General features: G+C 49.3%; 26 protein-coding genes. 14 read left to right on the top strand and 12 right to left on the bottom strand.

Annotation, left to right across the window (positions count from 1 at the left end; all coding sequences use genetic code 11):
- Positions 1 to 9 precede the first annotated feature (9 nt).
- The 3 genes from A9B99_RS21565 to A9B99_RS21555 are packed head-to-tail and all read right to left on the bottom strand — an operon-like array spanning position 10 to position 2,944.
- Positions 10 to 1,137: an ABC transporter ATP-binding protein gene (locus A9B99_RS21565; RefSeq protein ID WP_064601146.1), complete on the bottom strand. Its 1,128-nt coding sequence runs from the start codon at positions 1,135 to 1,137 to the stop codon at positions 10 to 12.
- Between the two features lie 12 nt (positions 1,138 to 1,149).
- Positions 1,150 to 2,061 (bottom strand): carbohydrate ABC transporter permease, encoded by a 912-nt coding sequence (locus tag A9B99_RS21560; RefSeq protein ID WP_064601144.1) that lies wholly within the window; start codon positions 2,059 to 2,061, stop codon positions 1,150 to 1,152.
- On the bottom strand, positions 2,054 to 2,944 hold the full coding sequence (locus A9B99_RS21555; protein ID WP_064601142.1) for a carbohydrate ABC transporter permease: 891 nt from the start codon (positions 2,942 to 2,944) through the stop codon (positions 2,054 to 2,056). The genes A9B99_RS21560 and A9B99_RS21555 overlap by 8 nt, the downstream gene beginning before the upstream one ends.
- Before the next feature lie 506 nt (positions 2,945 to 3,450).
- Between A9B99_RS21555 and wzz(fepE) the strand changes: the two genes are divergently transcribed.
- Complete coding sequence (wzz(fepE), locus tag A9B99_RS21545; RefSeq protein ID WP_082917934.1) at positions 3,451 to 4,614, top strand: LPS O-antigen length regulator Wzz(fepE); 1,164 nt, start codon at positions 3,451 to 3,453, stop codon at positions 4,612 to 4,614.
- A gap of 53 nt (positions 4,615 to 4,667) precedes the next feature.
- Here the strand turns inward: wzz(fepE) and A9B99_RS21540 are convergent, their stop codons facing one another.
- A complete protein-coding gene (locus tag A9B99_RS21540; protein ID WP_064601138.1) occupies positions 4,668 to 4,991 on the bottom strand; it encodes a cupin domain-containing protein in 324 nt (107 codons plus the stop codon).
- A gap of 151 nt (positions 4,992 to 5,142) precedes the next feature.
- Between A9B99_RS21540 and A9B99_RS21535 the strand changes: the two genes are divergently transcribed.
- Positions 5,143 to 5,847, top strand: a complete 705-nt coding sequence (locus tag A9B99_RS21535; protein ID WP_064601137.1) for an amino acid racemase — start codon at positions 5,143 to 5,145, stop codon at positions 5,845 to 5,847.
- Here A9B99_RS21535 and A9B99_RS21530 read toward each other — a convergent pair.
- Positions 5,822 to 6,760 carry a LysR family transcriptional regulator gene (locus A9B99_RS21530; protein WP_064601135.1) on the bottom strand — a complete coding sequence of 313 codons (939 nt, stop codon included), beginning with the start codon at positions 6,758 to 6,760 and terminating at the stop codon, positions 5,822 to 5,824. The two genes, A9B99_RS21535 and A9B99_RS21530, sit on opposite strands and share 26 nt — an antisense overlap.
- Before the next feature lie 122 nt (positions 6,761 to 6,882).
- Between A9B99_RS21530 and lysA the strand changes: the two genes are divergently transcribed.
- Positions 6,883 to 8,145: a diaminopimelate decarboxylase gene (gene lysA / locus A9B99_RS21525; RefSeq protein WP_064601133.1), complete on the top strand. Its 1,263-nt coding sequence runs from the start codon at positions 6,883 to 6,885 to the stop codon at positions 8,143 to 8,145.
- A gap of 24 nt (positions 8,146 to 8,169) precedes the next feature.
- Here lysA and A9B99_RS21520 read toward each other — a convergent pair whose 3' ends face one another.
- Positions 8,170 to 8,493 (bottom strand): PTS lactose/cellobiose transporter subunit IIA, encoded by a 324-nt coding sequence (locus tag A9B99_RS21520; RefSeq protein ID WP_064601131.1) that lies wholly within the window; start codon positions 8,491 to 8,493, stop codon positions 8,170 to 8,172.
- Positions 8,494 to 8,672: 179 nt separating this feature from the next.
- On the opposite strand from A9B99_RS21520, the gene A9B99_RS21515 reads away from it, so the two are divergent.
- The 5 genes from A9B99_RS21515 to A9B99_RS21495 all read left to right on the top strand — a co-directional run bounded on the left by A9B99_RS21515 (position 8,673) and on the right by A9B99_RS21495 (position 13,066).
- Positions 8,673 to 10,004, top strand: coding sequence for a PTS sugar transporter subunit IIC (locus A9B99_RS21515; RefSeq protein WP_064601129.1), 1,332 nt, complete (start codon positions 8,673 to 8,675; stop codon positions 10,002 to 10,004).
- An 8-nt stretch (positions 10,005 to 10,012) separates the two neighbouring features.
- Positions 10,013 to 11,440 carry a glycoside hydrolase family 1 protein gene (locus A9B99_RS21510; protein ID WP_064601251.1) on the top strand — a complete coding sequence of 476 codons (1,428 nt, stop codon included), beginning with the start codon at positions 10,013 to 10,015 and terminating at the stop codon, positions 11,438 to 11,440.
- Positions 11,441 to 11,449: 9 nt separating this feature from the next.
- The gene (locus tag A9B99_RS21505; RefSeq protein WP_064601127.1) at positions 11,450 to 11,767 is read left to right on the top strand and encodes a PTS sugar transporter subunit IIB; all 318 of its coding nucleotides are present in this window, start codon (positions 11,450 to 11,452) and stop codon (positions 11,765 to 11,767) included.
- A 79-nt stretch (positions 11,768 to 11,846) separates the two neighbouring features.
- The gene (locus A9B99_RS21500; protein WP_064601250.1) at positions 11,847 to 12,620 is read left to right on the top strand and encodes an FCD domain-containing protein; all 774 of its coding nucleotides are present in this window, start codon (positions 11,847 to 11,849) and stop codon (positions 12,618 to 12,620) included.
- Entirely contained in the window at positions 12,617 to 13,066 is a 450-nt protein-coding gene (locus A9B99_RS21495) for a GNAT family N-acetyltransferase (protein WP_064601125.1), read from the top strand. Before A9B99_RS21500 ends, A9B99_RS21495 begins: the two co-directional genes overlap by 4 nt.
- Here the strand turns inward: A9B99_RS21495 and galR are convergent.
- On the bottom strand, positions 13,054 to 14,070 hold the full coding sequence (gene galR, locus A9B99_RS21490; RefSeq protein ID WP_064601123.1) for an HTH-type transcriptional regulator GalR: 1,017 nt from the start codon (positions 14,068 to 14,070) through the stop codon (positions 13,054 to 13,056). The two genes, A9B99_RS21495 and galR, sit on opposite strands and share 13 nt — an antisense overlap.
- 627 nt (positions 14,071 to 14,697) lie before the next feature.
- Between galR and aas the strand changes: the two genes are divergently transcribed.
- Entirely contained in the window at positions 14,698 to 16,857 is a 2,160-nt protein-coding gene (gene aas, locus A9B99_RS21480) for a bifunctional acyl-ACP--phospholipid O-acyltransferase/long-chain-fatty-acid--ACP ligase (RefSeq protein WP_064601120.1), read from the top strand.
- Positions 16,850 to 18,073, top strand: a complete 1,224-nt coding sequence (lplT, locus tag A9B99_RS21475) for a lysophospholipid transporter LplT (protein ID WP_197499309.1) — start codon at positions 16,850 to 16,852, stop codon at positions 18,071 to 18,073. Before aas ends, lplT begins: the two co-directional genes overlap by 8 nt.
- 44 nt (positions 18,074 to 18,117) lie before the next feature.
- Here the strand turns inward: lplT and A9B99_RS21470 are convergent, their stop codons facing one another.
- From A9B99_RS21470 to A9B99_RS24340, 5 genes are all read right to left on the bottom strand, one after another.
- Positions 18,118 to 19,158: an NADP(H)-dependent aldo-keto reductase gene (locus A9B99_RS21470; protein WP_064601118.1), complete on the bottom strand. Its 1,041-nt coding sequence runs from the start codon at positions 19,156 to 19,158 to the stop codon at positions 18,118 to 18,120.
- A gap of 237 nt (positions 19,159 to 19,395) precedes the next feature.
- Positions 19,396 to 19,614 (bottom strand): YgdI/YgdR family lipoprotein, encoded by a 219-nt coding sequence (locus tag A9B99_RS21465; protein WP_036102670.1) that lies wholly within the window; start codon positions 19,612 to 19,614, stop codon positions 19,396 to 19,398.
- Between the two features lie 120 nt (positions 19,615 to 19,734).
- Positions 19,735 to 20,448 (bottom strand): TerC family protein, encoded by a 714-nt coding sequence (locus A9B99_RS21460; protein ID WP_064601116.1) that lies wholly within the window; start codon positions 20,446 to 20,448, stop codon positions 19,735 to 19,737.
- A 146-nt stretch (positions 20,449 to 20,594) separates the two neighbouring features.
- Positions 20,595 to 21,281, bottom strand: a complete 687-nt coding sequence (gene mutH, locus A9B99_RS21455; RefSeq protein ID WP_064601114.1) for a DNA mismatch repair endonuclease MutH — start codon at positions 21,279 to 21,281, stop codon at positions 20,595 to 20,597.
- A gap of 113 nt (positions 21,282 to 21,394) precedes the next feature.
- A complete protein-coding gene (locus A9B99_RS24340; protein WP_414855561.1) occupies positions 21,395 to 21,526 on the bottom strand; it encodes a hypothetical protein in 132 nt (43 codons plus the stop codon).
- A gap of 442 nt (positions 21,527 to 21,968) precedes the next feature.
- On the opposite strand from A9B99_RS24340, the gene rppH reads away from it, so the two are divergent.
- The 4 genes from rppH to thyA all read left to right on the top strand — a co-directional run bounded on the left by rppH (position 21,969) and on the right by thyA (position 26,592).
- Positions 21,969 to 22,505, top strand: a complete 537-nt coding sequence (gene rppH, locus A9B99_RS21450) for an RNA pyrophosphohydrolase (protein WP_064601112.1) — start codon at positions 21,969 to 21,971, stop codon at positions 22,503 to 22,505.
- 12 nt (positions 22,506 to 22,517) lie between these two features.
- Positions 22,518 to 24,764 carry a phosphoenolpyruvate--protein phosphotransferase gene (gene ptsP, locus A9B99_RS21445; RefSeq protein ID WP_064601110.1) on the top strand — a complete coding sequence of 749 codons (2,247 nt, stop codon included), beginning with the start codon at positions 22,518 to 22,520 and terminating at the stop codon, positions 24,762 to 24,764.
- A gap of 151 nt (positions 24,765 to 24,915) precedes the next feature.
- On the top strand, positions 24,916 to 25,791 hold the full coding sequence (gene lgt, locus A9B99_RS21440) for a prolipoprotein diacylglyceryl transferase (protein WP_064601248.1): 876 nt from the start codon (positions 24,916 to 24,918) through the stop codon (positions 25,789 to 25,791).
- 6 nt (positions 25,792 to 25,797) lie between these two features.
- Complete coding sequence (thyA, locus tag A9B99_RS21435) at positions 25,798 to 26,592, top strand: thymidylate synthase (RefSeq protein WP_064601108.1); 795 nt, start codon at positions 25,798 to 25,800, stop codon at positions 26,590 to 26,592.
- The last annotated feature ends 194 nt before the right edge of the window (positions 26,593 to 26,786 follow it).

Raw genomic sequence — 26,786 nt, 5'->3', positions numbered from 1 at the left:
TGACTCCTGTCAGAGAGAGAGGTTTTGTTCTGTTTTTGCATCAAAGATATGGCATTTATTCATATCGAATTTGAAATACACCTGGCGATGAAGCCCTTTTTCAATAATCGGTTTGGCTTCATCTGAAGGAATACGGGCAGTGAGCTCGAAGTCACCTACTTTCAGATAGACGAAGAATTCATGCCCCATGTTTTCTACGCGCACCATTTGGCCGGTTGTGTGGCTACCGCCAAAGGGTTCATCGGCAATGGAGACAAATTCCGGGCGAATACCGAAGAACACATCCTGGTTTTTATAGCTGGCAAGTTTCTTTTGCTGTGTGTCGTTGAGTTCCAGTAAGTCTTCACCGACACGAATATGCAGCCGGTCATTTTGCACCAGCAGTTTTGACGGTTTGATATTCATTTCCGGCGCACCAATAAAGCCCGCGACAAACATGTTTTTCGGGTAGTGGTACAGGTTATCCGGTGTATCTACCTGCATGATATGGCCGAGCTTCATGACACAAATACGGTCACCCATGGTCATCGCTTCTGTCTGGTCGTGTGTGACATAGACAGTGGTTGCAGGTTTACCGCTTTTCTTCAACTGCTTATGCAAGTCAGAAATACGAATACGCATGGAGGCGCGTAATTTGGCGTCAAGGTTGGACAGTGGTTCGTCAAACAAGAAAACATCCGGTTTTTTAACAATGGCGCGGCCAACGGCAACACGTTGAGCCTGGCCGCCTGATAACTGGCGCGGCAACCGGTCGAGCAGGTCTTCAAGCTCGAGAATTTTGGCCGCTTCGTCGACGTGCGCATTAATCTGTTCTTTTGGTAACTTGCTTAACTTCAGGCCAAACGCCAGGTTTTCGCGCACCGTCATATGTGGGTAGAGCGCGTAGTTCTGGAATACCATCGCTATTCCGCGCGATTTAGGTGCCAGGTTATTCACCACTTTTTCACCAATGCGGATTTCACCACCACTAATGGTTTCCAGCCCCGCAAGCATGCGCAAGGTTGTCGATTTAGCACAACCTGACGGGCCGACGATGACCATGAATTCTCCGTCTGCGATTTTCAGGTCGATACCATGTACCGCTTTGAAGCCGTTGGAGTAGACTTTTTCGAGCTTATTAAAAATAACTTCAGCCATGATATTCCCTCGTTAACCTTTAATTCCGCTGCTGGTAACGCCCTGAACGAAGTAGCGTTGGGCCAGGAAGAAAACAATAATTGACGGCAAAATGGAGATACTCGCCATTGCCAAAATTTCATTCCACGGCGCGCCTTCAGTAACATCGATAGACATTTTCAGCGCCAGTGCAATGGGGTATTTATCCACGCTGTAGACATAAATCAGTGGGCCGATAAAGTCGTTCATTGACCACATAAACTGGAACAGCGCGACGGAGATGATGGCGGGTTTAAGAATTGGCACCACCACGTACCACAACACCTGGAAGGAGTTACAACCATCAATTTGAGCTGCTTCTTCCATATCGCGCGGGACACCGCGCAGAAACTGAATCAGCATGAAGACAAAGAACCCCTGGGTCGCGAATGCCAGTGGCAGATACAGTGGCAAATAGCTATTCAGCATGCCCATTTCACGGAACATCAAATACTGTGGGATCAGCAAAACAGTACTTGGCAGCAACATGGTGGCAATCAATGTGGCAAACCAGAATTTCTTCCAGGGGATCTCGAAACGGGCAAAGCCGTAGGCAACCACAGTAGAAGAGATAATGGTCAGCAACACCTTAGGAATGACATACTTAAATGTATTGAGCATGTAATGACCAAAGGTGTATTCGGTACCGGTTTTCCAGCCATTGATAAACCCGTCTGATGTCGGATTTGAAGGCCATAAACCCAGCGTGGTAAAGATTTCATGGTTCGGTTTAAAAGAGGCCGAGAACATCCATGCCAGTGGGTAAAGCATTAATAAACCGACAAAAATCAGAATCACATAACGGACCCACGCGTTTATTTTTTCCCGTCGCAGAGTACGCTGAACTTCCCGCTCAGCATGAGAGAGTTTTTGCGACGACATCGGGCTATGCTGGATATCAGCCATTTTTGCCTCCCTTATCGGCAGAGTAGAACACCCAGTATTTTGAAGACTTGAATGCAATAGAGGCGAATAACGCGACGACCAGGAACAATACCCACGCCAGCGCGGCACCGTAGCCCATATCGAAGTATTTAAACGCGGTGTCGTAGATATAGAGTGAGAATAAGTAGGTGTAATATGTTGGCCCACCGCCAGTAATGACATAAGGGCCGGTAAATTCCTGGAATGCCTGCGTGGTCTGCATGATGAAGTTAAAGAAAATTACCGGCGTAATCAGTGGCACGGTCACTTTGATAAACATTTGCCATTTAGACGCGCCATCAATCATGGCTGCTTCATACTGAGATTGCGGGACATTCTGTAGTGCGGCCAGGAAAATAACCATCGCTGAACCAAATTGCCACACGCGTAACAAGGTAACCGACATCAGTGCCAGTGAAGGTTCGCCAAGCCAGTTGATGGGATCCATACCAAAAAAGCCGATAAAGCTGTTGAGCAGTCCATCAATCGCAAACAGTGCCCGCCACAAAACCGCAATGGCAACAGAACTGCCAAGAATGGACGGTATATAGTAAGCAGTGCGGAAAAAGCCAATGCCGCGTAATTTAAAATTAAGAACAAACGCAATCCCCAGGGCAAAGGCTAATTTTAACGGAATAGTAATAAATACATAGGCAAAGGTGACACCCATTGATTTCCAGAAGAGGCCGTCTTCAAGGAACATGTAACGATAATTCTCAATACCGTTAAATGTGGGCGGGTTCATTAAATCATAATCGGTAAAGCTTAAAAAAAACGATGAAACAAATGGGAAGGCCGTGAAGACTATCAACCCTATAATATAGGGCGATATCCAGGCCAGACCCAGAAGCTTGTTTTCATTCATAATATACCTACCTGGCAAACAATTAGAGAAACGGCTGCTTACTGCTGTACAGCGCGCCGCAGGTGCGCTGTAGCGGTGAGTGCTGGCATGGCCAGCACTGTGCAAAACAATTTCAATTCTTTGTCCTGTAACAGGAAAGACAGTGCGTACAGGTTTAAATGAACCGCTATTTCATGTTTGTAAAACAGCGTTTTAATTTATTCTATTGCTATTTTATTTTCCGTCATTCGCTGTTTAATGGAAATGTGATCGAAGTCGAAACGATGTTTCGAAAATTTGAAGTGACAGAGGTTTTTGCCCACATGGGCGAGCTGTGGAGGAAGACATTAAACTCAACTATTTTTAGTGGTGTAAGCGTTTTTTCCTATTTTCAGTGTGTTTAGTGATGTAAAATATTGTTGTTAATGAATTATACGGAATAATTTTATTGAAATTTTGTTTTGTATAACATTATAAAGCGATATTGCAGGATGCGTGTACACCAGTAGCAAAAACCTTAGAGGGATATGATGACAGTGCAAAGTGTTTTGAAAAATCAGGGGAAAACTGATTTTTTTAATGGGAATGAATCGCTTGCTTTACCTCGCTCAGAGAATGAAATTGACCTGATTGCGTTACTTTCCTTGCTTGGGAAGGTTAAAAAACAGTTAATTATGTTTACATTCCTGTGTGGGCTCATTGGTGTGGCAGTGACTTTTCTGTTGCCGCAAAAATGGACCAGCGAGGCAGTTATCACACCCGCCGAAAGTGCTCAGTTTGAAGCGTTGAGGAGTCAGTTGGTTCACCTGAACGTGTTGGGTGTGGAGCGCCATGCAGACTCGCAAAAGTTGTTCAAATCCTTTTTGACGAAGTTTGACTCACAGACACTGAAAGCGAGTTATTTGTCCCATTCCCCTTTTATTTTGTCTCAATTAAATGGGGCGAAATACAGTGCAGAGGAATTACACCGCTCAGTGGTTCTGGTTTCGGGCAAGATAACATCTGCGGCTAATATCGATGTGAAACGCTCTGAAAACAGCCCATATGAATCCTGGACACTGAAGTTTACCGCACCCGATGCGCAGGAAGCACAGCAAGTGCTGACCGGGTACATCGAATATGTGATGCGCCAGGTAGTGGCGGAAGAAGTGAAAACCCTTCAGGACGAACAGGCACTTACAATCCGCTATAAACAACACCAACTCGATTTGGAACGCACGCGGCTGGAAAATGCACACAATGTAGCGATTCAGCGCCTGAATTATTCTCTGGCCGTCGCAAATGCCGCAGGTATCAAAGAACCGGTTTATAGCAATGGGCAGGCGGTGAATGATGACCCTGATTTCAGCATCGCCCTTGGGGCCCGTGGCCTGGCAGCAAAACTCGATATAGAGAAGTCGATTCATGATGTTGCGGAACTTAATGCTGATCTGCTGAATCAGCAGCATGTCCTGTCGCAACTGGAAGCGATAAAAATTAAGGAGATTGATTTCTCTCCTTTCCGCTATCAAATGTCCCCTTCTTTACCCATCAAACAAGACGGTATTTCAAAGCCCTTTGTGGCTGTGATTGCGGCTTTGTTTGGCGCATGCGCTTTCTGTATGTGGGTGCTGGGTAAACAGGCCGTGCAACAACAACGGGCGCGTATAATGGGGTGGAATCCGGACCCGGTAAAAGAATCCGGAATTTAATGCCGCCTGCGCACAGGCCTGGCGGTAATCTGACGCCCGGCCTGCCAAACCGCTTATTTCAGGAAATCTTGCCGGATTGGTGTAAAGGTATCCAGTAACTTTCCGGCTTTCAGGCAGACACAGCCATGCATGATATTAGGCTGCTTGTAGAGCGTATCACCAGCGGTAACCACATGGGTTTCATCACCAATGGTGAATTCAAACTCGCCAGCCAGAACATAAGTTAATTGTTCGTGGGGGTGATTATGCATTGGGCCGACAGCGCCTGTTTCAAAATGCACTTCAACTGCCATCATATTGCCATCATGCGCCAGAATACGGCGGGAAACACCTGCGCCCAGGTCCTCAAGTTCGGTTTCTTTGATAAACGTAAACATGTGTGGATTCCATGATAGTGAAACATTGTTTCAATTATTTTATAGTACTCAACTGAGAAAAGAAACGATGCTCCAGGGATTTGGAAGTGGGATCACGTTTTATTACTTAGCTGAACAGGGTAGTCTGTGGAGAATTAACAGGAGGTGAAGGATGAAAACACTGGGCCTTATTGGCGGTATGAGCTGGGAGTCCACTCTACCTTATTATCAGTTACTTAATGAAGGTGTTAAAGCCCGGCTGGGTGGACTGCACTCCGCAAAAATTGTATTACATAGTGTTGATTTTTATGAAATTGAGGCTTGCCAGGCATCAGGGCAGTGGGTAAAAGCCGGGGAAATTCTTGCCAGTGCTGCACAGGGCCTGCAGGCAGCTGGCGCGCAGGGTATTGTGTTGTGTACCAATACCATGCACCGGGTTGCAGACCAGATTGAATCCGCCTGTACATTGCCATTTTTGCACATTGCCGATGCGACAGGGCGCAGCATTGCCAGAGCAGGAATTCAACGCCTGGGGCTGCTGGGTACGCGCTATACCATGGAGCAGGATTTCCTGACAGGCCGCCTGGCACAAAATTTTGGCCTGGCGTGCCTGGTCCCACCCCCGGAACAACGCCAGAACATTAACCGGATAATCTTTGATGAACTGTGCATGGGCCAAATCACTCCCGAGGCGAAAACCGCTTTTCTGGGCGCCATCGAAGGCCTGATTGCCCGCGGAGCGCAAGGGATTATTCTCGGCTGTACGGAAATCGGTTTATTGATAAAGCAGGAAGATGTTCCCCTGCCTGTCTTTGATACCACTGCGATTCATGTTGAAGATGCCCTGGGGTTTATGCTGGCGGATTGCCCTGTTTAAGCAAGGATGCAAGTGGCTGCGTGACAGAGGTTATGGCCTGGGACATATGAGCGCTAAAGGCGTCAACCAGGGCAGAAGCAGGGCGGTGTAGTGGGCGAATCAGGCTCACTGTGAAAGGAATGTCCACACTAAAAGGCCGGACGATGATATCGCGCCCGGCATAATCCAGGGCGGTAAAAGGATTCACGACCGAAACTCCCACCCCCGCTTTCACCATGGCACAAATGGACGCCGCACTGTGGGTTTCCACCACCATGCGGCGTTTAACGTTATGCTCCTGAAACAATGCATCCAGCAACTGGCGATAGCTGTCCTGGCGAGACAAACTAATAAAGTTTTCGCCACTAAAATCAGCTGGCTCCAGGCAAGGTTTGTTTCCCAGTGGGTGGCTGGCGGGCAGGACACATACTTCATTGAGTGTTGCCAGCGTCTGGCGCGATGTCCCTGCCGGTGTACTGGTGGTTTCTGTTAAGCCCAGGTCATGGCGCTGGGCAGACAGCCACTCTTCCAGCACGGGCGATTCCTGGGGAACAATGGTCAGGCTTAATTCAGGGTAACGCGCCAGAAAAGGTTGAATTAAAGTGGGTAGCAGCGACTGGGAAAAAACAGGTAAACACACCAGCGACAGTTCCCCCTGGCGAAACTCACGCAAACTCTCAGCTGCATCAATAATACGGTCAAGCCCATACCAGGAACGCTGAACTTCTTCAAACAACCGCAGGCCTTGCGCTGTGGGGTGCAACCGCCCACGAACCCGGGTGAATAATTGCAGGCCAGCGATTTTTTCAAAACGCGCCAGCTCACGGCTTATTGTCGGCTGAGAGGTGCTCAGTAGCCTTGCTGCCTCAGTCAGGTTGCCGGTTGTCATTACTGCATGGAAGATCTCTATATGGCGTAAATTGATTGCTGGCATATTATTCCCCTCCGAAATCCATATCATTTTTGCATAGAGTTAACAAAAATCGATATTTTTTATTTTTTGCTGAGTGTGGCGTAATGGCGTTATCACCTTTTATCGAGCCAGGAAAATCTGTTATGCCGCGTCCGCTGAACACCACCGAAACTGCGTTAAATGCCACTCATTTATTACCACTGGCAGAAAAGTTCGGGTGCCCGGTATGGGCTTATGATGCTGACGTTATCACCCGGCAGATTGCGCAACTCGCCCAGTTTGATGTGATTCGCTTTGCCCAAAAGGCCTGTTCCAACACCCATATTCTTCGCCTGATGCGCGAGCAGGGGGTTCGCGTGGATGCCGTATCTCTGGGGGAAATTGAGCGCGCTCTGGTAGCGGGGTTTGACCCGGTAGCGCAGGGTGATGATGTGGTCTTTACGGCAGATGTGATTGATGAGGCAACGCTTGAACGGGTGCGCGAATTGCACATTCCTGTTAATGCCGGTTCGGTGGATATGCTGGAACAGGTTGGCGAGAGTTCGCCCGGCCACCGTGTCTGGCTGCGTATTAACCCGGGGTTTGGTCATGGCCACAGTCAGAAAACCAACACCGGTGGAGAAAACAGCAAGCACGGTATTTGGTATGCAGATTTACCAGAAGCACTGCGCGTGATTCAGCGTTACCAGTTGAAACTGGTGGGGCTGCATATGCATATTGGTTCCGGTGTCGATTACGGCCATCTGGAACAAGTGTGTGATGCCATGGTAAGCCAGGTGGTGCAGTTCGGTCAGGATCTTGAAGCCATTTCAGCGGGTGGTGGTTTATCTGTTCCCTATCATTATGATGAGGAATCGATTGACACTGCACATTATTTTGGTCTGTGGAATGCGGCGCGCGAGAAAATTGCTGCGCATTTAGGGCATCCGGTAAAACTGGAAATTGAACCTGGCCGTTTTCTGGTGGCTGAAGCGGGTGTGCTGGTTACCCAGGTACGCGGCGTGAAAGATATGGGCAGCCGCCATTTTGTGCTGGTGGACGCCGGGTTCAATGACCTGATGCGCCCGGCCATGTACGGCAGTTATCACCATATCTCTGTGTTGCCAGGAGCGGGGCGCAGTGTTGACATGGCTTCCACCCGGGGGACCGTTGTCGCGGGCCCGTTGTGTGAATCTGGCGATGTCTTTACCCAACTGGAAGGTGGCATGGTCGAGCCACGCCAGTTACCTGAAGTGCATGTTGGTGACTACCTGGTGCTGCATGATACCGGGGCATATGGTGCTTCTATGTCTTCTAATTACAACAGCCGCCCATTACTGCCTGAAGTATTATTCGAACAGGGCGTCCCGCGCCTGATTCGCCGCCGCCAGACCATTGAAGAGTTGCTGCAACTTGAGCAATGTTAATTCCGCAGGAGCAGGCTAAGCTTGTTAGCCTTGCTTCGTATGCCAAATATCTTCGCGCAGGAGAATCATTTCTTCTGCCAGATCCCGGCATAGCATAGCTGTCATCAGATGATCCTGGGCATGAACCAGGATCAACGGCACGGCAATTTTCCCACTACCTTCATCTTCGCTGATTAATGCGGTTTGTACTTTGTGCGCTTCTCTGGCCGCAGTATCCGCATCAGCCAGTGCCTTGCGTGCCTCATCCCATTGCTGCTCACGAGCCAGTTGCATCGCCTGCATGGCACATGAACGCGCTTCTCCTGCATGAACCAGCAACCCCATTACGCAATTTTCGAAATCAAACATAGTTCACCTTATTTGGTATGCCAAAATTCGTGATATTTATCTTACTGGAATACCAAATTTGTCTTGTGAGAATCTCGTCACAGTTTATTAACCTATCTGATACTACTTTTTGGTATGCCAAATAGAGGTTGCTGTACCCACGTTGACATAACAATAATTGCGATATGAGGTATTAACTCATGGCTTTACAGGAAAAGCTTATCGACTCCCTCGGGAGTTTTGCCACCCGATTCAATAGCTACCGCTATATCATGGCAATCAAAGCTGCATTCATTACACTGATGCCAGTGATTATAGTCGGTGCATTCTCTGTGCTTATCTCGAATATGGTTCTGGACGCCAAAAATGGATTAGCCAGTTTTGAGATGTTTTCTTTCCTTTCCACCCTGAAACCGATTACCAGTGCACTGAATTACGCCACATTAAACTTTCTTAATATCGGTGCTGTGTTTTTAATCGGTATTGAATTGGGGCGGATTAATGGCATGAAAACCCTGTTCCCAGGGTTACTGGCCGTTATCTGTTTTATCTGTGTCACACCGACCACAGTGGAAATGATGGTGGATGGCCAGTTACATATGGTGAAAGATGTGCTGGCCCGGCAATTTTCCGATACCCGCAGCTTATTTCTCGGCATGTTTATCGCCATTTTTTCAGTGGAAATCTATACCTGGCTGGAAAACCGCGACCGCCTGAAAATTAAGATGCCTGACACAGTACCGCCTAACGTGTCTGCCTCTTTTTCTGCGCTTATCCCGGCGATTATTACCACATCACTGGTTGCCACCCTGGGCTTTATCTTTCATCAACTTACTGGCATGTATTTATATGATGCGGTGTACCAGGTCGTACAGCAACCGCTGGAACGGGTGGTACAAAGTTTGCCGGGAATATTGTTTTTGATGTTTGTTGCCCAGTTATTTTGGGTGATAGGCATTCATGGTAATCAGATGATCAAGCCCATTCGCGAACCTCTTTTGCTTGGGGCGATTACCGTCAATATGTCAGCATTTGAACAGGGTAAAGAAGTACCGAATATTATTACCATGCCATTTTGGGATGTTTACATGAGTATTGGCGGCTCAGGCCTGACAATTGGCCTGTTGCTTGCGGTAATGATTGCCACCCGGCGTAAAGAAATGAAGGAAATAGCCAAGCTTTCTATTGGGCCTGGTGTGTTCAATATTAATGAACCTGTCATATTTGGTATGCCGATTATGCTCAACCCCATTCTCGCCGTACCTTTCATTATTACACCACTGGTTACAGGAACGATTGGCTATTTCGCCACGGTTACCGGGTTTGCTGGCAAAGCTGTCGTTATGGTGCCCTGGACAACGCCGCCATTAATCAATGCCTGGCTTTCAACAGCAGGTTCTATGGGCGCAGTAGTGACTCAACTGGTGTGTATCCTGGTTTCGGTACTGATTTATTTACCCTTTGTAAAAATTGCTTCGTATCGTGCAGAGCAGGCACAGCGGCAGCAAAGTGTCACACCCACTAATGCATGAGGGAAATCATGGCATCAATAACGAAAACTATTCCGGACGATTTTATTTTAGGCGCTGCCGCTTCAGCCTGGCAGACAGAAGGTTGGCAGGGGAAGCAGCCTGGGCAGGATTCATGGATGGACGCATGGTACAAACGCGAACGCCATGTATGGCATAACGGCTATGGTCCTGCTGTCGCCACGAACTTCTATCAACGGTACAAAGAAGATGTCGCCCTGATGAAACAGGCCGGGCTGACTCATTTTCGCACTTCAATTAACTGGTCACGTTTTTTCACCGATTACCGTAATGCGGTGGTCGATGAAGACTATGCGACATACATTGATAATGTGCTCGATGAACTGATTCGTGCAGGCATTGAGCCCATGATCTGCCTGGAACATTATGAGCTACCCGCTGAGTTATTTGACAATGACGGAGGGTGGGCATCCCGTGAGGTTGTTGAGCTGTTTGTGCGTTATGTCGGGAAAGTATTTGAACGTTTCCATGCAAAAGTACGCCGTTGGTATACGTTTAATGAACCGGTTGTGGTGCAAACCCGGGTCTACCTGGATGCCCTGCGCTGGCCCCATGAGCAAAATACGGGTACCTGGATGCAATGGAATCACCACAAGAACCTTGCAACCGCGAGAGCTATCCAGTTATTCAGGGAAAAAGGGTATCCGGGTACGATTGGCTGCATCCTGAATCCGGAAGTTACCTATCCGCGTTCCAGTGCGGCTCATGATCAAAAAGCTGCACAAATGTATGACTTGTTCTATAACCGGGTGTTTCTTGACCCAATGGTACATGGCTGCTATCCCGAATTACTGCTGGATACACTCGCCCGCCATGAAGTTGCCTGGCATTACAGCGAAAACGATCTTGCTGTGATGCGGGATAACTGCGTTGATGAACTGGGTATCAATCTGTATTACCCCCACCGGGTTCAGGCGCCTTCTCATGCCTGGAACCCGGAAACGCCATTTCACCCTGCCTGCTATTACGAGCCTTTTACACTGCCCGGACGGAGAATGAACACATCACGGGGTTGGGAAATCTACCCACAAATCATTTATGACATGGCTATGCGCCTGAAAACAGACTACCGCAATATACCGTGGTTCATCGCAGAAAATGGTATGGGCATTGAAAATGAAGGGCGTTTTCGTAACAGCGATGGTGTAATTGAAGATGACTACCGCATTGAATTCTATAGCGAACATCTCTTTCAGGCATTGCGTGCCCGTGAAGCTGGCGCAAATTGCCTTGGCTATATGGTGTGGGCATTTACTGACAATGTTTCGCCAATGAACGCATTTAAGAACCGGTATGGGCTGGTCGAAATCGACCTTGAAAATAACCGTGATCGCCGCCTGAAAAAATCAGCGTACTGGTTTCGCCAGATTCGCGATTCACGGGTATTGGCTCTCTCAGTTGATGACGAATGGAAATAGGGGATAACCATGAAACGTATTGTACTGTGTTGTTCTGCCGGGATGTCCACTTCACTGGTGGTGACCAAAATGCGTAAGGAGGCCGGGGAGCGTGGCATGACCGTTGAAATTTATGCGATTGCGGAACAGGGCCTGCGTGATGAACTTGAGAACTTTGGTGCTGATATTCAGGTGGTGCTGCTGGGGCCGCAAGTACGGTTTAAATTGGCTGAAAACAAAAAGTTGACGGATGCACACCAGATCCCGATAGCTGTTATCGATCCTGTGGCCTATGGCACGCTTAACGGCGCGAAAGTTCTCGATCAGGCAATGAGTTTGGTAAGCTAGCATAAATTTCCGCCGGGAACAGATGAGTAGCGTTTTCCCCGGCGGTTTTATGCTGATAGTAATGCTCACAGGTGACATCGTGGAAAAGATGGCCGTTCCGCCAGAAAAAAAACAGTATCAGGAGATAGGCGATGATCTCAGAAACCATATTATTCAGGGATTGCACCCTGTGGGGTCGCGTTTACCCACCGAGCGTATGATTGCTGAAAAATATGGGGTCAGTCGCACTATCGTCAGGGAAGCGTTACTCATGCTTGAACTGCAGGGTGTGGTAGATATTCGCCAGGGATCCGGTGTGTATGTGATGCGTATTCCGGCGGAAAACGAAGAGGAAGAAGAGCGCTTTTTTAATAGTGAAATTGGCCCGTTTGAAATGCTACAGGCCAGGCAGTTACTCGAGAGCAATATTGCCGCTTTTGCGGCGAAAATGGCCACTAAAGCAGATATCGATAATCTCAAACGTATCCTGGAGCAAGAGCAGCGTGCTATTGCGCTGAATGATACCAGCCAGGATAACAATAAGGTTTTTCATCTGCTGCTGGCGGGTTCTTCACAGAACCAGATGTTACTGGAGACAGTGGAAAGTATCTGGCGCCATATGGATGCCAGCCCGTTATGGCAGCACATGCGTGGGCATATTGAAACGCGTGCTTACCGGCTTAAATGGATGGGGGATCACCAGACCATTCTGGCCGCTCTACGGCGCCGGGATGTAATGGGCGCATGGCAGGCAATGTGGCAACATTTAGAAAATCTTAAACACAGTATGCTGGAGTTTTCTGATGCCGACGCACCGGATTTCGATGGCTACCTGTTTGAATCTGTTCCCATTTTTCAGGGGAAGTTGCAATGATAATCCAGCCTCTGTACCAGGCTGCGCATTTTGCACCACAGGTTACCCGCTGGCTCACCGAAGCTTTCGGTGGGGCCGATTATGCTGGTTTCTATGCCAGCATAGTACAGCACAGCCAGCAGCCTGGCGCTTTGCCCATTACTTTTGTTGCCAACGACCAGGGGCAACTTTGTGGGACAGTGGGGTTATGGCGGTGTGATTTGATAAGCCGCCAGGATTTATGGCCCTGGCTGGCAGCCCTGTATGTCGATACCCCATGGCGTGGGCAAGGGCTGGGGGAGTCGTTACAGCACCATGTGATGCAGTACGCCCGCAAACAAGGGTTTAGTGACCTGTATCTGTACTCGGCCTGTAAAGAGTACTACGAGCGCTTTGGCTGGCGCTACATTGGTGACGGGCTGGATACACCAGACAAACCCGTTCATCTCTACCATCAGTCGTTATGAAGCTCCGCTGGCGCCGTGACGGAATGGCGGCGTACCAGCGTCGGGCTGAACATATGTGTAATTTCCGGAATGGGCCTGTTTTCCGCAAGGGCAAGCGCTAACTCTGCGGCTTGTGTCGCCATGGTGACGATAGGGTAACGGACTGTGGTGAGTTGCGGGCGCATGTATCTGGAAATGAGAATGTCATCGAAGCCAATCAGTGATATTTCCCGTGGCACTTCAATGCCATTATCGCTCAAAACCCCCATGGCACCTGCAGCCATCGAGTCATTATAACAGGCAACGGCAGTAAAACTTCGCCCTCTGCCCAGCAACTCAGTCATAGCCTGCTCGCCACCACTTTCATCTGGCTCGGCAAAAGCCACCAGCCTGTCCTGAGTAGGGATATCATGGGCTTTCAGAGCATCGTAATAACCCTGCAGGCGGTCTGTGGCATCAGATATCTGGTGGTTGGAGCATAAGTAACCAATCTCTGTATGCCCTTGCTGAATAAGGTGCCGGGTGGCAATAAATGCGCCATAGCGGTCGTCCAGAGCCACACAGCGTTTTTCATAACCAGGGAGTGTACGGTTGATTAACACCATCCCGGGGATTTGCCGCATCAACGGCATCAGTTCACTGTCCGGGATCATCTTGGCGTGAACCACCAGTGCGGCACAGCGGTGGCGTATCAGTTGCTCAATAGCCTGGTGCTCTTTTTTCTCAATATGGTAGCCATTGCCTATCAGCAAAAAATTGCCAGTGTGGTAAGCCACTTGTTCCACGGCTTTTACCATTGCACCAAAAAAAGGATCAGAAACATCACCAACGACCAGACCAATCGTTTCCGTATTTTGTTGTGCCAGCGCCCGTGCATTCGCATTGGGGTGGTAGTTCAGTTCCTGCATCGCGTTTGTCACCGCCAGGCGTGATGCCTCGCTGGCCTTTGGGGAGTCATTGATGACTCGTGAAACAGTGGCGACAGAAACACCTGCCAGCCGGGCCACATCCTTTATTGTCGCCATAGCGGACCTTAAATTTAGGGGAAACGATTACACTTCCTTTAGTGTTGCGGAAAAAACCCTTCACATCAAGTAAATGCCCGTTGCTCTGCCCAGACATCTCACAAAAAAACAAAATAGTGTAATCGGTTTATCTGGGATGAGTGGAAAGCATGTCAGGGCAAATTTTTGCTTACACTTTGCGAAAGCCTGTTGCGATTCACGGGTGGCGGTGCAAAGGAGCCTGCTGGTAAATTGATTATCCCAGAGGTATTGATAGGTGATGTCAGCCGCTTTTTAGCTGAACACAAGTATTACACCAGCCTGCGCGGATGCGCAGGTTTTTTTTTGTTTTTTTTCAGTGTTGTAACATAAATCTGTAAAAGACATACCTGGTTGCAATTCGCCCAATTTACTTGCTTTTTAGAGGTGGTGTATTGCCCGCCAACCCGTCAGGATAAAAGTCCCAGAGGTATTGATAGGTGATGTCAGCCAATTTTCGCTGAACTCAAGCATTACACCAGCCTGCGCGGATGCGCAGGTTTTTTTTACTCTGCAGATATTCAGTCGCTCCCGTCTGGTAAGTCGTGTACTCTCTCTCCCTGTATTCATTTATGGCTGTCCAGGTTTCCGACTACAAAGGGAGTTGATATGCTTTTTGGTCTTTTTCGCGCAGTGTTCAGAATAGTTTTTCGCGTCACTGTCAGTGGGGATAACGCGGCGCTGTCCAGTGAGCGGGTGCTGATTACGCCGAACCATGTCTCTTTTCTCGATGGCGTGTTGTTAGCACTGTTTCTTCCCGTCAGGCCCGTTTTTGCGGTCTATACCTCCATCAGTAACCAATGGTTCATGCGCTGGTTACGCCCCATTATTGATTTTGTTCCTCTGGACCCGACAAAGCCGATGTCAATTAAGCACCTGGTTCGCCTGGTTGAGCAGGGCAGGCCGGTAGTGATATTCCCGGAAGGGCGTATCAGTACAACGGGGTCACTGATGAAAATCTATGATGGTGCCGGGTTTGTCGCTGCCAAAACACAGGCGACTGTTGTACCGTTGCGTATTGATGGTGCTGAACTGACATTTTTCAGCCGCCTGAAAGGGGTGGTAAAACGCCGCCTGTTTCCACGAATTACGCTGCATATCCTTCCCCCGACTTCATTGCCTATGCCGCAGGCCCCTAAAGCGCGCGACCGCCGCCGCATGGCCGGGGAAATGTTGCACCAAATCATGATGGAAGCGCGTATGGCTGTTCGCCCGCGCGAAACGTTGTTCGAAGCACTTTTGTCGGCACAGCGCCGCTATGGCTCCCGCAAACACTGTATTGAAGATATTAATTTCACACCAGACACCTACCGGAAGTTACTGACTAAGATCCTCTTCGTCGGCCGGGTCCTCGAAAAATACAGCCAGAAAGGTGAGCGAATTGGCCTGATGCTGCCTAATGCCGGTATTTCGGCTGCGGTTATTTTCGGGGCTGTTTCCCGGGGGCGAATTCCGGCCATGATGAATTACACCGCCGGAGTTAAAGGGCTGACCAGCGCTATTACTGCCGCAGAGATTAAAACGGTATTCACGTCCAGGCAGTTTCTTGATAAAGGCAAACTATGGCACCTGCCGGAGCAACTGACTCAGGTTAAATGGGTATTCCTTGAGGATTTAAAAGCCGATATCACATTCAGTGACAAAGCCTGGATCTTCGCACACCTTCTGGTACCTCGCTGTGCTCAGGTTGCTCAACAGCCTGAAGACGAAGCTCTGGTTTTGTTTACTTCTGGCTCTGAAGGCCACCCGAAAGGCGTGGTACACAGCCACAAAAGCCTGCTGGCAAACGTTGAGCAAATTCGCACCATTGCTGATTTTACCGCACGCGATCGCTTTATGTCGGCATTACCCTTGTTCCATTCATTCGGATTAACCGTTGGGTTATTAACCCCTTTACTGACAGGTGCCGAGGTTTTTCTCTACCCGAGCCCGTTACATTATCGGGTTGTCCCTGAACTGGTTTATGACCGTAACTGTACGGTGTTATTCGGTACTCCTACATTCCTTGCTAATTACGGGCGCTTTGCTAACCCTTACGATTTCTTCAAAGTTCGCTATGTCGTGGCTGGGGCCGAAAAACTCCAGGAAACAACCCGCGCGTTGTGGCAGGAAAAATTTGGTTTACGTGTGCTTGAAGGTTATGGCGTGACGGAATGTGCTCCCGTGGTATCAATCAATGTCCCTATGGCGGCAAAAAGTGGCACTGTGGGGCGTATTCTTCCGGGAATGGATGCACGTTTGTTGGCTGTTCCAGGTATCAGTGACGGCGGGCGTTTACAGCTCAAAGGTCCTAATATCATGAAAGGTTACTTGCGGGTAGAAAAGCCGGGCTACCTCGAAACGCCTTGTGCAGAAAATCAGTATGGTGAGCCTGAAGAAGGCTGGTACGACACTGGCGATATTGTTGCGTTTGATAACCAGGGGTTCTGCGTTATTCAGGGCCGCGCAAAGCGTTTTGCCAAGATTGCCGGTGAAATGGTTTCACTGGAGGCCGTTGAGCAACTGGCGCTGGGTGTTTCCCCTGAAAAATTACATGCCACGGTTATCCGCCATGATGCCAGTAAAGGTGAAGCGCTGGTGCTGTATACCACAGACAGCGAACTGACTCGCGAACGTTTGTTACGCCAGGCGCGTGAGCAGGGCATGCCAGAACTGGCGGTTCCCCGTGATATCCGCTTCCTTAAGCAACTGCCGTTGCTGGGCAGTGGCAAACCTGACTTTGTAACTCTGACCAGTATGGTTGCTGAAGGAGAAAACGTTAATGGCTAAGGCACCAGAGGTTCAGCAAGGGTTGTATTCGCGCGGCATGATGGCGGTGATGGTGGCTCAGTTCCTGTCTGCGTTTGGCGATAATGCATTGCTATTTGCCACCCTGGCAGTACTCAAACAGCAATTCTACCCGGACTGGAGCCAGCCGGTACTGCAAATGGTATTTGTTGGCGCTTATATTTTGTTCGCCCCCTTTGTCGGACAGTTTGCTGACAGCCTTGCCAAAGGGCGAGTAATGATGATTGCCAACGCCCTGAAATTGTTTGGTGCAGCGGTGATTTGCGCCGGGTTGAATCCGTTTGTCGGCTATACCCTGGTTGGGATTGGCGCAGCGGCATACTCGCCAGCGAAATATGGCATTCTGGGTGAGCTGACTACCGGCGACCGTTTGGTTAAAGCCAATGGTTTGATGGAGTCCTCAACCATTGCCGCCATTCTTATGGGCTCAGTGGCCGGGGGGGTACTGGCTGACTGGCACATACTGGCGGCGCTGGGAGTGTGTGTACTGGTTTATGGTGGTGCAGTGGCGGCAAACTTTTTGATTCCCCGCCTGCAACCTGCACGTACCGGGTTATCCTGGCATCCGGGGAAAATGGTGGCGCACTTTTCTTTGGCCTGCCGCACACTCTGGCATATGGGAGAGACCCGTTTTTCGCTGGTGGGAACCAGCATGTTCTGGGGCGCAGGGGTGACTCTGCGTTTCTTATTGGTGCTGTGGGTACCCGTTGCGCTGGGGCTGACGGACAACGCCACGCCAACCTATCTTAACGCGATGGTAGCGATTGGCATTGTGGCCGGTGCAGGAGCCGCAGCGCGCCTGGTCACGCTTAAAACGGTTGCCCGGTGCATGCCAGCCGGGGTGCTGATTGGTGTTGGCGTGGCCTTTTTCGCCGTACAACACAGCCTGTTGCCTGCTTATGTTCTGTTGATGGTGATTGGGATGTTGGGCGGCTTTTTTGTTGTGCCACTGAATGCTTTGTTACAGGACAGAGGTAAACATACTGTGGGAGCAGGCAATGCTATTGCAGTCCAAAACCTGGGTGAAAACATCGCCATGTTGCTGATGCTTGGTCTTTACTCACTGGCGGTGAAAGTGGGTGTACCAGTGATTGGCATTGGTGTTGGGTTTGGTGTGCTGTTTGCTGTGGCTATCTGTGGCCTGTGGATGTGGAAGCGCGGCCAGGATAAAAAAGCCCGCCAGCGCACAGCGCCTTAACGGGCCAGGGGTAACGTTGCCTGTGAAAACAGGCAACGTAGTGGTTATGGTGCCGGGTAGGTATAGCGCTTGTGTACCGCTTCCAGTTCTGCGAGCACATCTTCAGACAGTGTCAGGTTATAGCTGCCAATATTTGTTTCTAACTGTTCAATACTGGTTGCTCCCAGCAAGGTACTGGCAACAAACGCCTGCTGGCGAACAAACGCCAGCGCCATTTGCGCCGGATCCAGATTATGGCGTTTTGCCACCTCAACATAAGCGGCCACTGCCTGTTCTGCCTGCTCACTGCTGTAACGGGTAAAACGGCTGAATAACGTGTTTCTGGCACCCGCCGGGCGGGCCCCATTAAGGTATTTACCTGTTAGCGTACCAAAAGCGAGACAGGAGTATGCCAGCAACTCCACACCTTCATACTGGCTCACCTCGGCCAGACCTACCTCGAAACTGCGGTTAAGCAAACTGTACGGGTTCTGAATGGTCACAATACGCGGCAGGTCGTGTTTTTCTGCCAGATTGAGATAGCGCATCACGCCCCAGGCAGTTTCGTTGGAAACGCCGATATAGCGAATTTTACCGGCGCGTTGTAATTCCGTTAAGGCTTCCAGGGTTTCCAGCAACGTCACTGCTGGCTTGTTTTCAGTCCAGGTATACCCCAGCTTGCCAAAACAATTGGTGGCACGTTGTGGCCAGTGAACCTGGTACAGGTCAAGGTAGTCGGTTTGCAGGCGTTTGAGGCTGGCATCCAGCGCCGCACGAATATTTTTGCGGTCAAGACACTGATCTGGCCGGATACCACTGTCGCTATTACGTGAAGGACCACTCACTTTTGAAGCAATAACCAGTTTTTCACGGTTACCGCGTTTATGTAACCAGTTGCCTACGTAGGTTTCGGTCAGACCCTGAGTTTCCGGGCGGGGAGGCACGGGATACATTTCTGCGACATCTATCAGGTTAATGCCCTGGTTTACGGCGTAGTCGAGCTGAAGGTGGGCCTCAGCTTCGCTGTTTTGCTCACCAAATGTCATTGTCCCAAGGCCCAGGGCGCTGACTTCAAGTGAGCTGTGGGGAATACGGTGATAATGCATAGCCGGTTTCCTTCTTTTTGTTGTTTACAACGAGTCGCTTCCCGACAACAGTTTCCTGCCATTCAATTGTACAGGCGGGTTGGCGTGCAGGCTGCGTGGCCTCATGGAGCCAGATTTATCGCGACGTATTCTACAAGCCCACCACAATTAATTGTTGGGGGGCTATCAAAATGGCAGAGCGGGCGACAAAGGGGAAGTAAAAAATTACTGGCTGGCATTGAGCCAGCCGGGTGAGGTTTAGCGTTTGATAATTTGTGAGACTTCGTTGCGGTTGATTTGTAACTTATTCCCTTTCTGATCTTCATAGCTGATCATGCCGGTGTCATTATCAACCTGAGGCTTACCATCAGTAAGAATCATCCGGCCATCTTTGGTTGCCATAACGTAATCGCTGCTACAACCAGAAACAGTAAAAACCAGACCCACGGCGGAAATGGCGACAGCCCATTTATTCATCATTATTTTCCTCTCAGGGTTGTGAAGTTATACTATTAATAGCGAACTACATAGAATTCAGGAAGCAGTATATTCTGAAAAAATGTAAATAAGTGCGCGTTGGTCACGCGCACGGTAAAATTAATGCGATTTTTTTTTATTTCGTAACAAATTCAGGCTTTCTACCGCAATTGAGAAGAACATTGCGAAGTAAATGTAACCCTTAGGTATATGAATGCCAACGCTTTCCAAAATAAGCGTGAACCCCACCAGAATCAGGAAAGACAGTGCCAGCATTTTTACTGAAGGGTGTCGGCTGACGAACTCACCAATCGGCCTGGCTGCGAACATCATAATTCCGACTGCAATAACCACGGCGGCCATCATTATAAACAGGTGGTCAGATAAGCCTACGGCTGTAATCACAGAGTCCAGGCTGAAGATAATATCCAGCAGCATTATCTGAACAATGGCACCGAAGAAAGAATGCACATTGGTACGTAAATCCTCTTCATCACCTTCTATCGTTTCATGTATTTCTTTACTGGCTTTCCAGATAAGAAATAGCCCGCCAGCCATAAGAATTAAATCACGCAATGAAATTGCATGGCCCGCCAGAGAGAAAAGTGGATTCGTTAAGCGCGTTACCCAGGCAATGGAGGCCAGTAGCAGTAAACGCATTACCATCGCCCCCATCAGACCGAGGCGGCGGGCTTTGTTTTGTTGTGCTTTGGGAAGTTTGGCAACCACCAGAGAGAGAAAAATAATATTATCGATGCCCAGAACAATTTCCAGCAGCGTCAGTGTTCCCAGCGCCAGCCAGGCATTGGGGTCGGTTATCCATGCAAATAACATCAAAAAACCCTGAAAATAAAGGAAAGGAAATATTATATACCCAAACCTGAATGCGTTGCAGAGTTGCCTGTTACAAGGATGCCGGGTGTATTGTTGCCTGGGTATATTAGGAGCAGATTGGTCTGATACAGGCTGGTTATTGTGCTTTACAGCATGAAGTGCCGCGCGAGAATAGCGCCTGTGAAATTTTTCTTTAAATAGAAGCCACGGGGGAGTGTCATTATAGGTTGCCCATTTTCCCCAATGGCTTCGGTCAGTGCCTTGCTGTTAGCGGCTTTGGGGCGAATTTGCAGCACTTCGCCATGGCGTGCGGTTATTCGCTCAACCTGGCCCAGCACAATCATATCCATCAATTCTTCCCAGTCACGGCGTAGCTGGTCATCCTCTTCTTCAGAAGGCGACCAGAGTAATGGTGAACCGACGCGACGCTCACCTGGAGGAATGCTACGTTCACCTTCTACAGGAACCCACAACACCCGGTGCAGTTTATGGCGCACATGGCTGGTTTCCCATACAACACCGGTATTACCCGTGAGTGGGGCTACACACACAAATGTGGTTTCCAGCGGTCGCCCCTGAGCATCTATGGGAATGGTTTTCAGCTCAATCCCCAGGTCGGCAAAATCCTGTTCAGGTTTACTCCCGGCACTGGCGCCTAACCAGCGTTCAAGCAAAACCCCGGTCCAGCCTTTATCGCGCTTCAGATTTGGCGGGGTGTTCATTCCTGCCAGTGTTGCCAGTTCGCCTAATGCCATACCCGCCAATTGTTGCGCCTGATTAACCAGCTCCAGCTCGCTTGAGGGGGGATGTGACAGAGGACGAAGGATGGGCATAACGATATTCACCTGAGTGATTAAAAATTGAACGCATAAGTGCAGGGTTATCCACTCAGTTTACCGTTATGCTAAAAGAAATTACAGTTTTATGATTTTTAAGCTATTTTTTATTATTCATCCACAGAATTATTGGGCAGTCCGAAGGTTTTCCAATTCTGGTCACTGGGAATAAACAGGATCTTACACCGGGTTATCCACAGAAAAGTGGGATAACCGGGAAAAGTGGCAACTACTGGTTTGATTTACAGCCTTGACTTGCGAATAAAATCCAATTTTCAGACAAATTGTGCCTAAGATACTGGCATAAGTTGTGGATAAAATCGGCGCTGGTTGATCTTTCATCAGCATGTCGATCCTTAATGTGATGAATATCACTTTTCAGGGCTCGGTTGTGGTGATTTCTTTTTTAATATAATGATATTTATGAAGTTAATTCCCCACTTAATACGAGAGCTACGCAACCTGTCACTAGTTTTCCCTGAGTAATACGGTACTTCTTCACAATGATATCCACAGAAAAAGTGAATAAAACCGCGGTTATTGCTGTCCGGGTGTTTATAACTGAGGCATGTTCTGTGAGTTATTCAATTGTTATTCGTTTGTACTTGCCCACATACAGTGGTTTACCGTCATACAGGAGTATGAAACAATCAAACGTATCCAGGTTTATTTTGAGGTAGTCCAGTGATCGATGATGATGGCTACCGCCCGAATGTAGGTATTGTGATCTGTAATCGCCAGGGACAGGTAATGTGGGCCAGACGTTTTGGTCAGCACTCCTGGCAATTCCCTCAGGGAGGTATAAACCCCGGCGAGTCGCCTGAACAGGCGATGTACCGGGAGCTTTTTGAAGAAGTCGGATTACAGCGTAAAGATGTCCGGATTCTTGCCTCGACCCGAAACTGGTTACGTTACAAATTACCGAAACGTTTGGTGCGTTGGGATACAAAACCCGTCTGTATAGGCCAGAAGCAGAAGTGGTTTCTTTTACAGTTGATGAGCAATGATACTGATATCAATATGCAAACCAGCAGTACGCCTGAGTTTGATGGCTGGCGTTGGGTAAGTTACTGGTATCCGGTTCGCCAGGTCGTTTCCTTCAAGCGGGATGTCTACCGGCGGGTAATGAAAGAGTTCGCCAGTGTTGTTATGGCATTGCAGGAGATCGCGCCGCAACGTAACACGGCTGCTAATGCTAACTATCGGCGTAAAAGAGGTTAATACAGACGATATATGTTAACGCGGTTGCGAGAAATAGTAGAGAAGGTCGCCAGTGCGCCTCGTTTAAACGAGGCGCTGGATATTCTGGTTACTGACATCTGTCAGGCGATGAACACTGAGGTTTGCTCGGTATATCTGGCAGACCAGGACAGGCGTTGTTACTACTTAATGGCAACCCGCGGGCTGAAAAAACCACGTGGGCGTACCATCACACTGGCGTACGACGAAGGTCTGGTTGGGTTGGTTGGGCGCCTTGCAGAGCCTATTAACCTGGCTGATGCGCAAAAACACCCCAGTTTTAAGTATATTCCCGCCGTTAAAGAAGAGCGCTTCAAAGCCTTTCTGGGTGTACCTATTATCCAGCGCCGGCAGCTCCTGGGCGTACTGGTGGTGCAACAAAGAGAACTTCGCCAGTTTGATGAAAGCGAAGAATCTTTTTTAGTTACGCTGGCCACCCAAATGGCCGCCATTTTGTCCCAATCTCAGTTGACCTCATTATTCGGGCAATACCGCCAAACCCGTATTCGTGCGCTGGCGGCCTCACCTGGTGTGGCAATCGGCCCCGGGTGGATGGATACCACGTCGCCACTGATTGAGCAGGTCTTCGAAGCTTCGGCGTTGGATAAGAGCCTTGAGCGTGAGCGCCTGACCGGAGCGCTGGAAGAGGCAGCTAATGAGTTCCGTCGCTACAGCAAGCGCTTTTCTGCTGGTGCGCAAAAAGAAACAGCCGCAATTTTTGATCTCTATTCGCATTTATTGAGTGATGCCCGTCTGCGTCGAGAGTTGTTCGACGAAGTTGACGGAGGGGCGGTTGCTGAGTGGGCTGTTAAAAAAATTATTGAGAAATTTGCCGCCCAGTTTGCTGAGCTCACCGATGGTTATCTGAAAGAGCGTGCCGGTGACTTACGCACACTTGGGCAGCGCATTCTTTTCCATCTCGATGACACGATTCAAAGCCCCGATACCTGGCCTGAACGCTTTGTTCTGGTGGCGGATGAGCTATCCGCGGCGACCCTGGCAGAGTTACCCACAGACAGGCTGGTGGGGGTTGTGGTGCGTGATGGCGCTGCCAACTCTCACGCCGCAATTATGGTTCGCGCACTGGGTATCCCTACGGTTATGGGAGCAGACATGCAACCCGGCATGTTGCATAACCGAACCCTGGTGGTCGATGGTTACCGTGGTGAAGTACTGGTCGACCCGGAACCGGTACTTGAGCAAGAATATCAGCGGCTGATAACCGAAGAGCTTGAGCTGAGTAAACTGGCAGAAGGTGAAGTTGAGCAACCCGCTCAACTGAAAAGCGGCGAACGTATCCAGGTCATGCTCAATGCCGGTCTTAGCCCACAACATGAAGATAAGCTGGGCGACCGAATTGACGGGATTGGTTTATACCGTACAGAAATCCCCTTCATGTTACAGGCTGGTTTTCCTTCGGAAGATGAGCAGGTAGCGCAGTATCAGGGTATGTTGCAAATGTTTAACGGTAAGCCTGTTACTTTGCGAACACTGGATGTCGGGGCAGATAAACAACTACCTTACATGCCTATCAGTGAAGAGAATCCATGCCTTGGCTGGCGCGGAATCCGCATAACGCTTGATCAACCCGAGATTTTTCTGGTGCAGATGCGCGCAATGTTGCGAGCTAACGTAGCCAGCGAAAACTTGAGTATTTTGCTGCCAATGATAACCAGCCTTGATGAAATCGACGAAGCCAGGCGTCTGATTGAACGGGCTGGGCGTGAAGTGGAGGAAATGCTGGGATACAACATTCCCCGTCCGCGTATTGGTATTATGGTTGAAGTACCCTCTATGGTGTTCCTGTTACCGGATCTTACCGGGCGGGTTGATTTTATCTCTGTGGGTACCAACGACCTGACTCAGTATTTACTGGCGGTTGACCGGAACAATACGCGTGTAGCAAACCTGTATGACAGTTTGCATCCGGCTGTATTACGCGCGCTGAAAATGATTGCCGAACAAGCAGAGCAGGTTGGTCTGGATTTATGCGTATGTGGCGAAATGGCCGGAGATCCGATGTGTGTTGCGCTTCTGGTTGGCCTTGGATATCACCATTTATCAATGAATGGCCGTTCAGTACCTCGTATTAAATATTTGTTACGTCATATTGAAATCGCAGAAGCGCAGGATCTGGCAAAACGTGCGCTGGAGCTGCAAATGACCACGGAAATTCGCCATCAGGTGGCGGCATTTATGGAACGTCGTTCCATGGGTGGGCTTATTCGCGGTGGCCGTTAGCGGCTTTACTGGTTGAATAGTTCTTTACAACTCGACAACCCGCTGGCTGTTGCCTTTGTGATATCATGCGCGCTTTCTGGCGCGTATGCTCCGTGTACGCATGACCAACAGTCTGCTTTTGGGCAGAAAAATAAGCGTTTATATGGTGACTATGAACACTGGCTATCTGCATTTCCCTGACTTTGACCCGGTCATTTTCTCTCTCGGCCCTGTCTCCCTCCACTGGTATGGTGTCATGTACCTGGTTGGGTTCGTTTTTGCAATGTGGCTGGCTACGCGCCGGGCCAATCGCCCGGGAAGCGGCTGGACAAAAAATGAAGTGGAAAACTTACTTTATGCGGGTTTTCTCGGTGTCTTTTTAGGTGGCCGCATTGGTTATGTCCTGTTTTATAATCTGCCATCGTTTCTTAATAATCCGTTGTATTTATTCAAAGTGTGGGATGGCGGCATGTCATTCCATGGCGGGCTGATTGGCGTGATTTGCGTGATGCTTTGGTTTGCCCGTCGTACGAAACGGACTTTTTTCCAGGTATCTGATTTCATTGCGCCATTAATCCCATTTGGCCTGGGTGCCGGGCGTTTGGGTAACTTTATCAACGGTGAGTTGTGGGGGCGAGTTGACCCTAACTTCCGGTTTGCCATGCTGTTCCCCGGGTCACGTAGTGAAGATATCGCGCTGTTACCAAGTCACCCGCAATGGCAGGCTTTGTTTGATAAATACGGCGTGCTGCCCCGCCACCCATCCCAACTGTATGAACTCTTCCTCGAAGGGATCGTACTATTTATTATTCTGAATGTGTTTATTCGTAAACCTCGTCCGGCAGGGGCTGTATCCGGTTTATTCCTGATAGGCTATGGCGCGTTTCGTATTATTGTCGAATTCTTCCGCCAGCCTGATGCGCAGTTTACCGGTGCCTGGGTTCAGTACATCAGCATGGGGCAAATTCTTTCCATTCCAATGATCTTGGCTGGCGTGGTGATGATGGTCTGGGCATATCGTCACAAAGGCCAGCCGCAGTTATCGTGAGAAAACATGAAACAGTATCTTGATTTGATGAAAAAAGTGCTGGATGAAGGCACGTTTAAGAATGACCGTACCGGCACCGGTACGCGTTCAATCTTTGGTCACCAAATGCGTTTCAATCTGCAGGAAGGCTTCCCGCTGGTGACGACAAAACGCTGCCATTTGCGCTCAATCATCCATGAACTGTTGTGGTTCCTGAAAGGGGATACCAACATCGCATACCTGCGTGATAACAATGTCACGATTTGGGACGAGTGGGCAGATGAAAAGGGTGATCTGGGGCCAGTATACGGCAAACAATGGCGCGCGTGGCCTACACCTGACGGTGAACATATTGACCAAATAACCCGGGTTATTGAACAGCTAAAAAACGACCCTGATTCACGCCGTATTATCGTTTCCGCATGGAATGTGTCTGAACTGGACAAAATGGCACTGGCACCCTGCCACGCGTTTTTCCAGTTCTATGTCGCCGATGGCAAGCTGTCCTGCCAGTTGTACCAGCGCTCTTGCGATGTGTTCCTGGGTCTGCCATTCAATATTGCCAGCTATGCGCTTCTGGTGCATATGGTGGCGCAACAGTGTGATTTAATCCCCGGAGACTTCGTCTGGACCGGTGGCGATACTCACCTGTATATGAATCATCTTGAACAGGCAAATCTGCAACTGACCCGGGAGCCGCGTCCATTGCCTGAACTGGTTATCAAGCGTAAACCAGCGTCAATATTTGACTACCAGTTTGATGACTTTGCAATCGAAGGGTACGACCCGCATCCGGCAATTAAAGCGCCGGTGGCTATCTAAGCGCGGCTCGTCCGGTTGCTCACAGCAAACAAAATTTCTTGTTTGCCAGTAACCTTAGCCCGCATCCTGCGATGCGGGTTTTTTTGTGCCTGCCATCTGTTATGTTAACGGTTTTACCTGCATGCTTTTTCGGCAGCGCTCGCAATGCCTTGTAACGTTTACATTCCTTGTTAAGTTTTTGTCAGTCAGCCTTC

This window comes from Mangrovibacter phragmitis, assembly GCF_001655675.1.
Lineage (GTDB): Bacteria > Pseudomonadota > Gammaproteobacteria > Enterobacterales > Enterobacteriaceae > Mangrovibacter > Mangrovibacter phragmitis.
This window is presented reverse-complemented; position numbering and strand designations above follow the sequence as displayed.